This window comes from Sporolactobacillus sp. Y61 (genome assembly GCF_040529185.1).
Lineage (GTDB): Bacteria > Bacillota > Bacilli > Bacillales > Sporolactobacillaceae > Sporolactobacillus.
Map to the genome: position 1 here is coordinate 1525319 of NZ_CP159510.1, position 13958 is coordinate 1539276.

Annotated in this window: 13 protein-coding genes and 1 other annotated feature; of the genes, 10 read left to right on the forward strand and 3 right to left on the reverse strand. The window is 46.6% G+C overall.

What is annotated here, in order from left to right:
• Positions 1–23: 23 nt before the first annotated feature.
• On the reverse strand, positions 24–785 hold the full coding sequence (locus ABNN70_RS07320) for an ABC transporter ATP-binding protein (RefSeq protein ID WP_353949303.1): 762 nt from the start codon (positions 783–785) through the stop codon (positions 24–26).
• A gap of 4 nt (positions 786–789) precedes the next feature.
• Positions 790–1866: an iron ABC transporter permease gene (locus ABNN70_RS07325; RefSeq protein WP_353949400.1), complete on the reverse strand. Its 1077-nt coding sequence runs from the start codon at positions 1864–1866 to the stop codon at positions 790–792.
• A 241-nt stretch (positions 1867–2107) separates the two neighbouring features.
• Positions 2108–2377: a binding site (T-box leader), on the forward strand.
• Positions 2378–2508: 131 nt separating this feature from the next.
• On the opposite strand from ABNN70_RS07325, the gene ABNN70_RS07330 reads away from it, so the two are divergent.
• Positions 2509–3348, forward strand: a complete 840-nt coding sequence (locus tag ABNN70_RS07330) for an S-adenosyl-l-methionine hydroxide adenosyltransferase family protein (protein ID WP_353949304.1) — start codon at positions 2509–2511, stop codon at positions 3346–3348.
• Positions 3349–3750: 402 nt separating this feature from the next.
• On the forward strand, positions 3751–3915 hold the full coding sequence (locus ABNN70_RS07335; RefSeq protein ID WP_353949305.1) for a hypothetical protein: 165 nt from the start codon (positions 3751–3753) through the stop codon (positions 3913–3915).
• Positions 3916–3990: 75 nt separating this feature from the next.
• On the opposite strand, the gene ABNN70_RS07340 is transcribed toward ABNN70_RS07335, so the two are convergent.
• Positions 3991–4899: an aldo/keto reductase gene (locus tag ABNN70_RS07340; RefSeq protein ID WP_129930170.1), complete on the reverse strand. Its 909-nt coding sequence runs from the start codon at positions 4897–4899 to the stop codon at positions 3991–3993.
• Positions 4900–5060: 161 nt separating this feature from the next.
• Between ABNN70_RS07340 and ABNN70_RS07345 the strand changes: the two genes are divergently transcribed.
• The 8 genes from ABNN70_RS07345 to ABNN70_RS07380 all read left to right on the forward strand — a co-directional run bounded on the left by ABNN70_RS07345 (position 5061) and on the right by ABNN70_RS07380 (position 13614).
• Positions 5061–7406: a YfhO family protein gene (locus ABNN70_RS07345; RefSeq protein WP_353949306.1), complete on the forward strand. Its 2346-nt coding sequence runs from the start codon at positions 5061–5063 to the stop codon at positions 7404–7406.
• Between the two features lie 182 nt (positions 7407–7588).
• Positions 7589–8653, forward strand: a complete 1065-nt coding sequence (locus tag ABNN70_RS07350; RefSeq protein ID WP_353949307.1) for a PTS sugar transporter subunit IIC — start codon at positions 7589–7591, stop codon at positions 8651–8653.
• Between the two features lie 292 nt (positions 8654–8945).
• The gene (locus ABNN70_RS07355; protein WP_353949308.1) at positions 8946–9530 is read left to right on the forward strand and encodes a competence protein ComK; all 585 of its coding nucleotides are present in this window, start codon (positions 8946–8948) and stop codon (positions 9528–9530) included.
• 259 nt (positions 9531–9789) lie between these two features.
• On the forward strand, positions 9790–10191 hold the full coding sequence (gene tnpA / locus ABNN70_RS07360; protein ID WP_129930199.1) for an IS200/IS605 family transposase: 402 nt from the start codon (positions 9790–9792) through the stop codon (positions 10189–10191).
• A gap of 9 nt (positions 10192–10200) precedes the next feature.
• Entirely contained in the window at positions 10201–11352 is a 1152-nt protein-coding gene (gene tnpB, locus ABNN70_RS07365; protein WP_353949309.1) for an IS200/IS605 family element RNA-guided endonuclease TnpB, read from the forward strand.
• A 151-nt stretch (positions 11353–11503) separates the two neighbouring features.
• Entirely contained in the window at positions 11504–11734 is a 231-nt protein-coding gene (locus tag ABNN70_RS07370; protein WP_353949401.1) for an EAL domain-containing protein, read from the forward strand.
• 157 nt (positions 11735–11891) lie between these two features.
• Positions 11892–12563, forward strand: a complete 672-nt coding sequence (locus ABNN70_RS07375; RefSeq protein ID WP_353949310.1) for an MtnX-like HAD-IB family phosphatase — start codon at positions 11892–11894, stop codon at positions 12561–12563.
• The gene (locus tag ABNN70_RS07380; RefSeq protein WP_353949311.1) at positions 12550–13614 is read left to right on the forward strand and encodes an iron-containing alcohol dehydrogenase family protein; all 1065 of its coding nucleotides are present in this window, start codon (positions 12550–12552) and stop codon (positions 13612–13614) included. The genes ABNN70_RS07375 and ABNN70_RS07380 overlap by 14 nt, the downstream gene beginning before the upstream one ends.
• The last annotated feature ends 344 nt before the right edge of the window (positions 13615–13958 follow it).

The following is a 13958-nucleotide window of genomic DNA, read 5'->3' on the forward strand; positions in this document are numbered from 1 at the left end:
CAGTAAGTATTGCTTTTGAGTGATCAGAACCCGTAAGCGAAACTGAGGCGATGGGTCACAGGATTTTCATAGGTTTGACATTTTATGTGGTACAGGGCTTCAATCGTTCCAGGTGTAAGTACCTCTTCCGGTTTTCCATGCGCATAAATTTCCCCGTCTTTAATTGCATACAAATAATCACAGTACATCACAGCCAGTTCAAGATCATGCAGAGCTGCAAGAACGCTGATACCCAGATGTTTCACGCAGTTCAGAATTTCATACTGGTAACGAATATCCAAGTGGTTTGTGGGTTCATCAAGGATCATGAGTTGCGGCTGCTGGGCTATGGTGCGTGCAAGAATCACGCGCTGCTTTTCACCGCCGGACAGTGACAGATAGCTGCGCTTGCGGTAATCGAGCAACTGAGTACGTCGCAGGGCCTCTTCGAAAATCTCATAGTCCTGTGCTTTGTCTGATTCAAGCAGTTTTTTATGCGGCGTCCTTCCCAGAAGGACCATCTGCTCAACTGTCAGGTCAAAGCTCATTTCATTAAACTGACCGACAACCCCCAGATGTTGCGACACCTTTTTTTCGGAACTCTTCAAAACATCCAGTTTATCCAGAAATATGGTTCCGCTTTGTGGCTGTATACTTTTATAGATACTTTTCAGCAGTGTTGACTTTCCACATCCGTTAGGACCAATCAAGCCGACAAATTGCCTGTTTTTCACAAAGACAGAAACTTTATTGATAATTTCTTTTTTGCCTCTTCTCACCTTCAGGTCTTCTGCAGCGAGTTTCATAACCTCATCCTCCGAAATTGTAGCCTTTTTTCACGATAATATAGATGAAGAGCGGGGCGCCGATTAAAGAAGTAAGAATACCGATCGGCAGGTCAACATTCGGGATCAGCGTTCGTGACAGAATATCTGCCCAGATGAGGAACAGACCGCCGACAAGTATGCTAGCCGGGACCAACCGCTTATGATTTGAGCCGAAGATACCCCGGCAAATGTGCGGTACAATCAGTCCCACAAAACCGATTGTGCCGGTATAGGCAACCATTGTCCCTGTAATCAGCGCTGCAATAATCATATAAATCTTGCGAAAGGCGCTCAGATTGATCCCAAGGGTAACAGCGGATTCATCACCGAGCAGCATGGTATTTAACACACGGTGCTGGAACAGAAAAATAAAACAGCCGCTCAGCACAACAACAGAGAGAATCGGAATTTTATCCCAGCTCGACTGAGCAAGGCTCCCCATTGTCCAGAATGTTACGTTCTTGATTCCCTCAGCATTGTTGGAAAAGTAAATCACCAGACTGGCAAATGAACTGCAGAATGCACCAACCACGACACCGGAGAGAACGAGCTTCACTGAAGTTGCCCTGCCGCCAATGCTCGAAAGCAAAAGCACTGCAGCTGATGTGACTGCTGCACCGACAAAAGCACCGAATGCTGTGCCAAAATTTGAAAAAAAAGCGCTTGCACCAAAACCGAAAAGGATGGCAACCGTTGCACCAAGTGAGGCACCTGAAGAAATTCCGATAATATAGGGATCTGCAAGCGGGTTCTGTACGACGGCCTGCATAACTGTCCCGCACAGGGAAAGTCCCATGCCGATCAGTAAAGCGAAAATAACCCGGGGCATTCGAATCTGATAGATGATATTGAGATAAGAATCCTCAGTCAGGCCGTCTATTGAACCAAGCCGGCCGTGGGTCAGAACATGCAGTAAAACATTCATTGACTGGTTGAACGGAATATGTACCTGTCCTGTTGATACCGAAAATACTGTCGATACAGCGATCAGAAAGAGAAGGAAAAGTAAGATCGGAAAGAAGAAACAACCAATGATATCATGCCCGGCTCCGCGTTTAATCAAATGATCACCTCGCCATCCTGTTTAACTGATAATGATTATCATTATCTAGTAAAATATTAAGCCTAATGATAAAAAAATTCAAGGGACACCAGAAATAAATTATTCTTGACATTTTGCATGTCAGTCGCAATAATAAGTGTTAATGAAAAACTTCGCGGCACCAGATTTTCACGGCCTGGATTGAACTCCGGCTGCACCGGGGTATGATCTCTGGAGTTTTATCATTTTAAAAATGTGTGAAAAAGCGATGATGAGAAGAAGTAGAAAACGCTGCTTTTCCGCAGAGAGCCTCCGTCCGGTGAGAGGGGGCAAAAGTAGCCTTTCGAACATGGCCTCAGAGCTGCGTGTCTGAATAACGGAATGACCGAAGTAAGACACGACGGGTAAGGATACCCGTTACAACAACCGGAGTATAAGAACTGCACGGCAGTCCCGTACTTACTGAGGCCGGTAATGTGAGTTACCGGTGAATAAAGGTGGTTACACGAATTAAAACCTCGTCCTTATGATTAAGGACGGGGTTTTAAATTTTCCGGCAAATAATAAAGTGAGGCTTCAATCAGTAGGGCCTTACGGGATTAAAATTAGCTGAGAAAGAGACGGGACGCCGCGAAAAAAACAGAAGGAAAGGTGAAGAACATGACTCGAGCATTGGTATTTCAGACAGATTTCGGTTTAGGAGACGGGGCGGTATGTGCGATGTATGGCGTTGCGACCCAGGTTGATCCATCACTCAGAATCGTCGACCTGACTCATGAGATCCCACAATATAATATCTGGGAAGCTTCTTACAGGCTGCGCCAGACGATTGATTACTGGCCGGAGGAGACTGTATTTGTTTCTGTAGTAGACCCGGGCGTAGGTTCCAAAAGGCGCAGTGTAATCGCAAAAACACGGCGGAACCAGTATATCATTACACCTGATAACGGAACGCTGACGCATATTAATAAGGTTGCAGGCATTAAAAGCGTCCGGGTTTTTGATGAAAAGAAGAACAAGCTGGCAAGCGCAGGTGAATCGTACACGTTCTACGGCCGTGACATCTACGCCTATACCGGCGCCCGTCTCGCTTCAGGGAAAATTGATTATGATCACTTCGGCGAAGAGGTTCCCGTCGACTCCATTGTCGAGCTGCCCGTGACCCCATCCTGGTGCGAAGGAAATCAGGTCAACGGCATAATTGATGTCCTGGATGTGCGGTTCGGCAATCTCTGGACAAATATCGGCAATACCCTGTTCCACACACTTGACGTGCAGCACGGCGACCGTCTGGAAGTCAATATCACGAATGACAGCCGGAATGTCTATGAAAACAAAATGGTTTTTGCCCGTTCGTTTGCTTCTGTAGCGATCGGTGAGCCGGTGATCTATGTGAACTCGCTGGAGAATATGGGGGTGGCGATCAACCAGGGCTCATTTGCCAAAGCCTACAGTATCGGAACCGGGACAAACTGGAGAATCTCATTACGGAAAATCTGACTGCCCTTTAGAGGAGGTGACAGACGACCCTTTAACAGGATCGTTATTTTTTTTGCTTAATAAGCGGAGGTTTTCCGCTTAAATGCAGAATAGAACGGGTTTCAGAGTATCATAAGCGGAGAATTTCCGATTAGGCAATGAAAAGCCCCTCATTTTCACGGTTTCCGAGTAAATAGGCGGAGTCCCTCCGTCTATTGAAGCTCGCTTTTATCCTTTTTACTCAGTTAAGCGGAATTTTTCCGCCTAATTTATAGAACTCGCCGGGCAGCGATACCGGGCCGACGTCCGCGATCGGCCGGGCAAAAACACAAAGCGGGAAGTGGGCAACTGCGTCTGGAAAATCCTTCATGCACCGGCCCGGGAGCTGCTTGCCTGGACCGGATCGAGACGATCAGTAACGGTATGGAGCTGCGCGGTTTCGGCAAAAAGAAGAAACGGACATGGTACAGTGCCCGTCCTTTTGCTGCAAGAGATTTCCTCGCCATGGGTTTTTCAGCAGCACTGCTGATCGTCTCGCTGGCTTTGACGCTGATCCGTGGCAGCAGATATTATAATCCCTTCATATAAAAAAGGCATCCCCTGAACAGGGATGCCTTTTTAAGTGAATCCGTACAATGTCTTTCTGCCGGCGGAAAGACCTGATTAGACAATAGCCAGAGGAACTTTCGACGATGGACGCGGGAAGGCGCGGTCAAGTGCGTGCTGTTCCTCTTCAGTGAGAACGACTCCGGCCGCCCTGGCGTTTTCAATGACATGTGCCGCCTGACTGGCTTTCGGGATCGCGATGATCCCATCCGATTCTGTATGACGGATGCACCAGGCGAGTAAAAGCTGAAGTGGTGAGATGTGGTGGGCCTCAGCAATTCGCCGGACCTGTGTGTCTGAAGTCAGCTGGCGTTTAAGGGAGCCGGCTTCGGCGAGCGGACAATAGGCCATTATCGGCATATGATGGCGACGCTGCCACGGGAGAAGATCCACCTCAATCCCGCGTGAGCCGAGGTGATAGAGGACCTGATTTGTGGTGCAGTGCGCGCCTTCCGGCTGGCTTACCAGGTTCTCCATATCAGCTGTATCAAAATTGGAGACGCCCCAGCGCAGAATTTTTCCACTTTTCTTCAGGGCTTCCATCCCCTCAATCGTTTCTTCAATCGGAACGCTGCTCTTCCAGTGCAGCAGGTAGAGATCCAGATGATCCGTGCCAAGCTGCTTCAGACTTCTCTCACAGGCAGCAGCCAGATCTTTCCGGCTGCCATGACTTGGCATGGCTTTGCTGACGAGAAAAACGCGGTCACGGATCCCCCTGATCGCTTCGCCAACCAGATTTTCAGATTTTCCATAACCGTATAATTCCGCAGTATCAATCAGGACCATGCCGAGATCAACCCCGGTTCTGAGCGCTTCAATTTCCTGCTTTCTTTTGGACGGATCGTCGCCCATATGCCATGTACCCTGTCCCACCGCAGGGACCTTTGTCCCGTCAGGTAAAGTCACGCTGCGGGCGGCCAGTTGGGTACGGATTTTTTCTGCTTCCTGATCATTGATCCCTTTCATGACGGTTACATCTCCTGAAAATTTATTTGCAGACATTCGCCGGACGCGCCAATTGAAATTTGACAGAATCCGGTGGTTTCGAAATTCAGACGAAACATGCATAATATAATAGAAGTATAACTTTCTCAGATTCTAAAGAGAGGACGGGAGTCATTATTTTTATGCCGCAATACATGCTGAGAAAAATAGGCAAAAATGATTATACAAAAGTTTTTCTTCTCTGCCTCCTGACTTCAGGAATGATGTTTCTTCCGACACTTCTGATGAATAAAGGTCTGTTCTCCCTTGTCGGAGATTTTAATTATCAGCAGATCCCGTTTAATATCCTCAGCAACCGGGCAATTAAATCGGGGGATATATTCTGGAACTGGTATACGGATCTTGGCAGTAATTTTATCGGTTCCTACAGTTTCTACACACTGGGCAGTCCGTTTTTCTGGCTGAGCCTTCTGTTTCCGCCGTTTGCTTTTCCTTATGTGGTTGCTCCGCTTTTGATGCTGAAATACTGCACGGCCGGTCTGACGGCTTACGCTTATATCCGCCGCTATGTCAAAGACGGTCGTTATGCAATCATTGGTGCGCTGCTCTATGCGTTCTCCGGATTTTCAACTGTGAATCTGATGTTCAATCATTTTCATGATGTCATTGCCCTTTTCCCGCTTTTGTTATTCGGTCTTGACCGGCTGGTTCTGAATAAAAAGTGCGGATGGTTTGCTGCAGCGGTTGCGCTGAATGCGACTCTGAATTTTTTCTTTTTCACCGGAGAAGTGGTCTTTCTGCTGCTCTACTTTATCGTACGCTTTCTGGCGGAAGATTTTAAGCGATATGTCCGGCGCCTGCCGGCTGTCCTGCTTGAAGGCGTGATCGGCGTGGGTATGGCCGGTGTCCTGCTGCTCCCGGCCGTGCTGTTTACCTTGCAGAATCCGCGCCTGGATGCATTTCTTTATGGTCCGACGGCACTGATTTTTGATGGGAGACGGTACCTGGAGCTGCTCAAAGCCTTCTTTATGCCTGCAGATATCATGCCGCACCAGTCCGCCATTTATCCGTCTGATTTTACGTCAAGCGGCGCCTGGCTGCCGCTTTTCGGCCCGGTCGCCGTCTTTGCCCTGCTTATCGGGTCCAAAAAGAGCTGGATGAGCCGGCTGTTCAAAGTCCTTGTCGTGATGGCCTGTGTGCCGCTTCTGAACAGTCTGTTCTATGCGTTCAATGCATCCTACTACGCGCGCTGGCTCTATATGCCCGTTCTGATCATGGCACTGATGACCGCTGTTGTTCTTGAAAAAAGGGAAGCGTATCCTTGCAGCAGAGCACTTCTTGTAACCAGCGTGGTAACCGGTCTGCTCGCTGGTTTTCTGCTCTTCTATCCATGGAGTGAAAGCCAGAAGAGCGCTGTTCTGCAGATGGATCTCTTTCTGTTCTACCTGTGCAGCACGGCGGCCGGTCTGACGACAGCCTATTATCTGCTCATCCGCTTCCGGAATGCCAGGCGCTGGATGCTGTTCACCACGATCGGTGTCGTTCTGTTCTCAGGCGGACTGGGCTTTTTCAATATCGCTTCGATTCATTCGATCTATCCCTGGCAGTCTCCCCAGGCCATTGAGGATACCGTAGTCAAAACGGGTCAGGAAGTGAAGCGGGTCCTTCCTGACCGGGAGGACTACCGGATCAGTATCAGTGATAACGGATGGAATCTGCCGATGGTATCGCAGACGCCGACGGTCAATTCGTTCACCAGTATGGTTAACGGGTCCATTTTTCAGTTCTATGAATCGATCGGTTCACCGCGCGATGTGAAAACGATCATCCCTGAAGACTATTACGGACTGAAGCCGCTGCTTTCGGTCGGCTATGCTGTTCAGACGCAGCCCCGGGCAAAACAGAAGCCTTATGCTTCTTTTTTTAACGGCACGAATACCATCTATATTTATAAAAATCCCGATGCGTTGCCCGTCGGTTTTACCTACGATTACTATCTGACGGAAAGCCGGTTCGACCATATCGCCGATCAGTATAAACATCTTGTCTTACTGAAGGCAGCAGTTCTGCCTGACGGCGAGGTGAACAGGGTCAGGAACAGGATGCTGCCGCTGCCTGAGTCCCAGATCTTCACTTTTGAGAAAAACGATTACAGGAAGGATCTCGAGGCGCGTCAGAAAGAGGCGTCCAGATCGTTTCATCATGATGCGCGCGGCTTCACATCGGAGATCGATGTGGATGCGAATAAGTTCGCCTTCTTCAGTGTCCCTTATGATAAGGGCTGGTCGGCGACCGTGAACGGACGCGCCGTTCAGATTATCAACAGCGACGGCTTTATGATGGTCCCGGTGTATGAAGGAAAAAATATCATTCGTTTTAATTATCATACACCGGGACTCACTGCAGGGATCTTCCTGTCGCTGGTCTCCGGTTCAGGGTTTATCGTCTGGATTTTCCGAAGAAGATTATTCAAAAGGAAAATGATCAGGAAGCGCAGGCTGCCTCAACAGTCGCTTTTCCGGACGTGAAAGGATGACTGGAATCCGCCCGCAGTATGGCGGCTGAACCGGATCACCTTCTTTTTTTGAAGAAATGCTTTAGCGATTAAACGCGTTCTATCGACAAATTAGCTAATTGCTGTTAGAATAGCAGGCACAGGTCTGATTTTTAGTATATAGAGAGAAATGCAAACAGAAGGGTGTGTTGATCCTTGGAAGGTCAGCCGGTTAAAGGGAAAATGTCGGTAAAAACTTTTGTCAATAACATTCTGGTCGGACACGCGATCGGAATCGTTGCCGGACTGGTTCCATCAGCTCTCCTCGGAGAAATCTGCAAGGCACTGCAGAACCAGCTTCCGGTGTTCGGTACGATTTATCAGCTGGTGACAGCCTATATGATTGCCGTACCGCTCCTGATTGGTGCGGCCTGCGCCTTTAAATTCGGGATGAAGCCGATCCCGATGGTCTGCGCTGCTGCGGCAGCCTTCATTGGATCAGGCGCACTGGAATTTACGCCGAATGGGGTTCTGGTTCACGGCATGGGCGACCTGGTCAATACGCTGGTCACAATCAGTCTGACCTGCGGGCTGATTCTGCTCATCGACGGAAGACTGGGCTCGTTCGAACCGCTGCTTATGCCGCCGATTGTCAGCGTCATCGGCGGAGGGATGGGCGTGATTGCCTATCCTTTTGTTCATGCGATTACAGTCGGTATCGGCCGGGTGGTTGACAGCTTTTTCGTCCTGCAGCCAATCCCGATGGCCATTCTGGTCGCCGCCAGTTTCTCAGTGATTATGATTTCACCGGTTTCGACGGTCGCAATCGCTACAGCAATCAGTATGAGTGACCTTGCTTCAGGTGCCGGCAACCTCGGCTGTGTGGCGGCAGCGGTCGGGATGTTTGTCGGCGGTCTGCGTATCAATCCGATGGGTCTGTCTCTCTCAATTGTCCTTGGTACACCGAAAATCATGATCGGCGCGCTGGTCCGCAATCCAAGGATCGCCATACCAATCATGCTGAATGCGGCGGTGCTGGGTATTTTCGGCGTCCTGTTCGACATCAAGGGCACGCCGATCAGTGCCGGATTTGGATTTTCCGGCCTTGTCGGACCGATTAATGCGATCCAGTTTATGGAGGGGGGTGCGACAGCGGTCAATTTTCTGATCCTGGTTCTGGTTTACCTGGTCATTGCTTTTGCCGGCGGTTTCTTTTTTGAATGGTTCTGTCGCCGCGTGCTTCACCTCTATAAAGCGGAGGATTACGGCGCAGATGCGTAAATAGAACGAAATACAGGTCATGGCAGGAACCGGAGGAGTGACGCTCTGGTTCTTATTTTTTGTCTATTTATCGAACAAGTATTCAGCAGTGGACATTTTTTTAACTTAACACATTGTTAATTATTGAATGATTTTTATATTTCTGTATAATTGTGGATATAAGAGATTCCTCATAGATCTGTCGACTCATAAGCAATCCTCAGTTATTGCTTCCAGAACCCCCTTCCCGTTCGCATTTCAGGACAATCAGTAAACACATGGCAAACTAAAAAAGCATAAAGGAGCTGTAAAGATGATGGAAACACTGAATCAGTATATCATTAGGAGAGAAACAATGGCCCTGTTGCCACTTGATGCTGAGGATGGCAGTCTGCACACCATCGTTGTGGAAGAGGGCAGGATGCTTGAAGTTTTACTTTCACCTCTTAAAATTGTCCAGAATTCATGCAACTATTTCGGATCCACCTATAAAGGAAGAAAGAAAGGGGCAGCCTGTCTGGGCTTCAGGAGTATGCCGCCCATCTGCATCTGCAATGAACTGGGCATCTATTTCTATCCCTTAATGTCTGAGTCCCAGCGCGGCTGCATCTGGATCGGGCATTCCCATGTGAACAACTGGGAAGACGGCGGGCAAAAAGATGTTCTCGTACATATGACCCATGATCAGAGCCTGCGACTGCCGGTACCCGTCAGTGTGTTCCGAAATAAAACGATGCGAACCACACAATTCCGGCACCAGATCAGACTGCGTATCTCACCCTATCAGATGATGGAAACCGGTGCATTAATCAGAGAAGACGGGCCGCAGCTTCATATACAGTTCAATGAAAGAGGAACCTTTTCGCTGAAGACAGATCAGGAGATGCGAATGAGATGAGCACCTGCCTGTCTTATCGCGTCCTGAAGATTCTGAGCGGTATGCCCGGTCGCTGTTTCCTGTTGACCATTCTTCTGGACCGCTGATGCTGAATAAACAGGAGCCATAATTTTATTGATTTGTTGCGAACGCACACTCGTGACTTCAGTCATGAGTAAGTGATCATATGTTATTATCGTACATTTAAAAAATACTACAATATCAGTATATTAAGTTCCATAATCTATTAACATATGTTATATTATTAACGGTGATAAAAATGTCAGAAGTTAAACATGGACGGGGATACGTTTATTCCATCCAATATCATATTGTTTGGTGTGTAAAATATCGGCATCAAGTTTTAGTTAATCATATTGAAAATGGACTCAAAGAGATATTGTATAACATAGCAGATGAGAATGATTTCACTATATCTGAATTGGAAGTGAACAAAGATCATGTCCACTTGTTAGTCGATTGCACGCCTCAGCAATCAATACCTAATATGATTAAATCATTAAAAGGGACTTCTGCTCGTATGATGTTCAAGAGATTTCCTGAATTGAAAAATAAATTATGGGGAGGTAATTTATGGAATCCATCATATTTTGTTGCAACAGTAAGTGAAAATACCGAAGAACAAGTAAGAGAATATATTAGAAACCAAAAGAAGAAGTGAGGTGATCGCATGTTACGTCAAAAAGCATACAAAGTCAGAATTTACCCAACGGAAAAGCAAGCGGTTCAAATAGATAAGACGATTGGATGCTCACGATTTGTGTATAATCATTTTTTGGATTTATGGAAGAGGGCTTATAAAGAAACAGGAAAAGGATTAACTTATAATAAATGCTCAAGTCAACTATCAGCCTTTAAAAAGCAATTTATATGGCTTAAAGAGGTGGATAAATTTGCTCTTCAAAATTCATTAAGGAATTTATCTGATGCTTATCATCGTTTCTTTAAAAAACAGTCCCGGTATCCTAGATTTAAGAGCAAAAGGAATCCTCATCAATCATATAAGACCAACTTTACGAATAACAATATTGCAATCGTTGACGATAAATATATTAAATTACCTAAACTAGGCAAAATTAAATATGCCAGGACAAGAGAAATCGAAGGAAGAATTATTTCAGCAACAGTCAGGAAGAATCCAAGTGGTAAGTATTTTATAGCGATTAATACGGAATGTGAAATTAATGAATTATCTAAAACAAATTCTGAGATTGGCATTGATCTGGGATTAGCTGATTTCGCCATCCTGTCTGATGGAACTAAGATACCCAATATGCATTTTTCAAAACAGTTAGAACAAAAATTAAAAAGAGAAAAACGTAAGTTATCTCATCGTCAATTAATTGCTAAAAAGAGGGTTTGGAAGGATCCTAATAAAACATGGGATCAATGTATGAATTATCGAAAGCAAAAAATTAAAGTGGCTAAATTGTATGAACGAATTAATCATTGTAAAAATGATTATTTACATAAGTTATCAAAGCAAATTGTCGAAAGCCAAGATATTATTTGTGTTGAAAACTTAAATGTAAAAGGATTAATGAAGAATCATAAATTAGCTGAATCAATCGCTGATGTATCGTGGTATGAGTTCACACGACAGTTGCAGTATAAATGTGAATGGTATGGGAAGAAACTAGTCAAGATTAATCGCTTCTTCCCTTCCAGTCAAATTTGTTCTAAATGTGGATGTCGATCAGGTAAAAAGACACTGGATATTCGTGAATGGAATTGTGACAACTGCGGAACTCATCACGATAGAGATATTAATGCGGCTAAGAACATTCTTAATGAAGGAATAAGACAGTTACAGACTGTATAAACAAAAACAACCGTTGGGACGACGGAGTTAGCCTATTAAAATAAATCTGCCTCTACTTATCGCTTTATCCAGATAAGCAAACAGATTGTTCATAGGAAATTCTAATTGAGAAGTTAGAAGCACACGACTTTAGTCGTGTGAGGTTCACAAAATCCATACAGATCTGAAGAGCAATCAGTTTGTCAGCACGATCATTTCCATGCTGCATCAGATGAATCTGCCGGTCCTTGCAGAAGGGGTAGAAACAGGCGAGCAGAATGCTTTTCTCGATCTGAATCACTGCGATATCATCCAGGGCTACTTGTACGGTCGGCCGATGCGGATGAAAGAGGTGGATACCCTGCTGAGGAAAGGATCGCCTGAAACCGGCCATGGGCAGTAATCCGCCCGGGTATGCATGTCTGACATCTGATTACGGGAAGAATAATGATGTTTCACGACTTCGCCATATTGGCGACGTTTGCAAAGTCATCCCGCAGTCAGGTGTTTTGATATACTTGGACTGTAATATAACAGAACAAGAAAAGGAGCATTATTGTATGACAAAACAATTCCTTTTTCTCTCTGATTTTGACGGCACGCTTTCGGAAAAAGATTTCTTCCATGTCATCATCGACACGTACTTTCAGAAAGACAGCGAGAAGCTGTATGCAGACTGGGATCATAAAGTGATGACGGATCTCGAATATCTGAGCCGGATTTTCCAGTCGATCGGGCGGGATGAGGCCGGTATTGATGAAGATATTCTGCGTATTCCGTTCGATCCGAATGCAAAAAAAGTGATTGATCACGTTCAGCGGCTTGGCGGTGATTTCGTTGTCATCAGTGCAGGCACAGATTATTATATCCGGAGAATATTTCAGCATTATGGCATTTCGCATGTCCGCATTTTCTCCAATCCCGGGGTTTATGCCAACCGCGGGATCCGGTTGAATGTGGATCCGGCCGGGAAATATTACTCTCCGCTTTATGGAGTTGACAAGGAAAAGATTGCAAGGGATCTGATGCAGGATTATCAAACCGTCTTTTATGCCGGAGACAGCCGTCCGGATCTCGAGGCCGCATTGCTCGCAGATACGATCTTTGCCAAAGGGAAGCTGCAGCCGCTTCTGGATGAAAAAAAGAAACCGTATGTCGCTATCCGTAATTTTGCGGATGTGGAAGATTATCTGAACCGTCATAAGGAGGTGTTTACTGATGGCAGCCGATAACCATCAGATTGTTGTTCCTACTTTGCTGGATGTCAGAAAAGGGAATCTAGGACAGGTTGGACGTCTTCTGACGCGCCATGGACTGATGAAGGTCGTGATTTTTTTTGGAGAGGGTCTGACCGATCTGCTTGGAGGGCAGGTGCTGAATTCGCTGAAAGATTACAGTGTGGACTGTCTGAGCACAGAGGAAGTATCCGATATTGATATCGATGCGGTGGTCGACCGGGCATTCCAGCTTCCGGCACAGACGGAGGCCGTTCTTGGCATCGGCGGTGGAAAAGCACTGGATGCGGCAAAATATACGGCACTTCTGCGCAAATGGCCGTTTATCAGTGTCCCCACTTCATCGTCAAATGACGGATTTTCCAGCTCCAACACGTCACTGACGATCCATGGCCGGCGAATTTCCGTGCACGCCAAAATGCCTTATGGGATCATTATCGATATTGATGTGATTAAAAAGGCACCGGAACGATTTATTTATTCAGGCGTCGGAGATCTGGTTTCAAAAATTACGGCGGCAGAAGACTGGATATTTGAAGAGAAAAACGGACGGATGAGGGTTGATGACTGTGCACTGATGCTTTCGAAAAAGGCAGTCAACAGCTTCGTCCGGACGGACTTCGGGACGATTCACGATGATCTGTTTCTTAAGGAACTCGTCGATTCACTGACGATGGCCGGAATTTCTATGGAAATTGCCGGCAGCAGCGCGCCGACAAGCGGAAGCGAACATCTGATTTCACATGCGCTTGACCGTTACGCCAAACAACCGCAGCTGCACGGTCTGCAGGTCGGTGTGGCGACTTACCTGATGAGCCGTGTGCAGAATCATCGCTATGAGCGGGTAAAGAATGTTCTGACACGGACCGGTTTTTTTGATTATGCTAAAACAACAGGGATGCGGCTATCTGATTTCGATATGGCGATTGACAAGGCGCCTGAGATCAAACCGATGCGCTGCACGTATCTGCACGTTGCGGAATATCGTCAGCTTGCCCATCGCATTTTGCATGAGGATCCGATCCTGCAGGATGTGCTGAGCAGATAAGAAAATCAGGGCGGGGCGGCTTTACCTGTCTGATGGTGATTGGTAATTTATGGATTCCGTTCCTGAAGGTTACGCTGCTCAGGAGTGAAGCCGACACCGTGATTCCAGTGGCGACGGCGTTAGACAGACGCTGCCTTTAACAGGGTGGCCTGGATTATTGGCTGTTTTACGGACTTATACTTGTAACGATCGGAGCTGTTCGGCTCCTTTTTCGTGTCAGGAGAAAGTTTCGGTTACCCATACCGAAAAAGGAAATGCAAAAGATCTGCTCGATCTTCAAAGAGCAGGTATGAGCTTTCCGGGTGACAGTTGCCAGATGATTTATAGCACAGTATAATCGAATC

Bases quoted from the DNA above. Each gene is read 5' to 3' on its own strand.
- ABNN70_RS07320 (WP_353949303.1), bottom strand. From the start codon at position 785: ATGAAACTCGCTGCAGAAGACCTGAAGGTGAGAAGAGGCAAAAAAGAA.
- ABNN70_RS07330 (WP_353949304.1), top strand. From the start codon at position 2,509: ATGACTCGAGCATTGGTATTTCAGACAGATTTCGGTTTAGGAGACGGG.
- ABNN70_RS07335 (WP_353949305.1), top strand. From the start codon at position 3,751: ATGGAGCTGCGCGGTTTCGGCAAAAAGAAGAAACGGACATGGTACAGT.
- ABNN70_RS07340 (WP_129930170.1), bottom strand. From the start codon at position 4,899: ATGAAAGGGATCAATGATCAGGAAGCAGAAAAAATCCGTACCCAACTG.
- ABNN70_RS07345 (WP_353949306.1), top strand. From the start codon at position 5,061: ATGCCGCAATACATGCTGAGAAAAATAGGCAAAAATGATTATACAAAA.
- ABNN70_RS07355 (WP_353949308.1), top strand. From the start codon at position 8,946: ATGATGGAAACACTGAATCAGTATATCATTAGGAGAGAAACAATGGCC.
- tnpA (WP_129930199.1), top strand. From the start codon at position 9,790: ATGTCAGAAGTTAAACATGGACGGGGATACGTTTATTCCATCCAATAT.
- tnpB (WP_353949309.1), top strand. From the start codon at position 10,201: ATGTTACGTCAAAAAGCATACAAAGTCAGAATTTACCCAACGGAAAAG.
- ABNN70_RS07375 (WP_353949310.1), top strand. From the start codon at position 11,892: ATGACAAAACAATTCCTTTTTCTCTCTGATTTTGACGGCACGCTTTCG.
- ABNN70_RS07380 (WP_353949311.1), top strand. From the start codon at position 12,550: ATGGCAGCCGATAACCATCAGATTGTTGTTCCTACTTTGCTGGATGTC.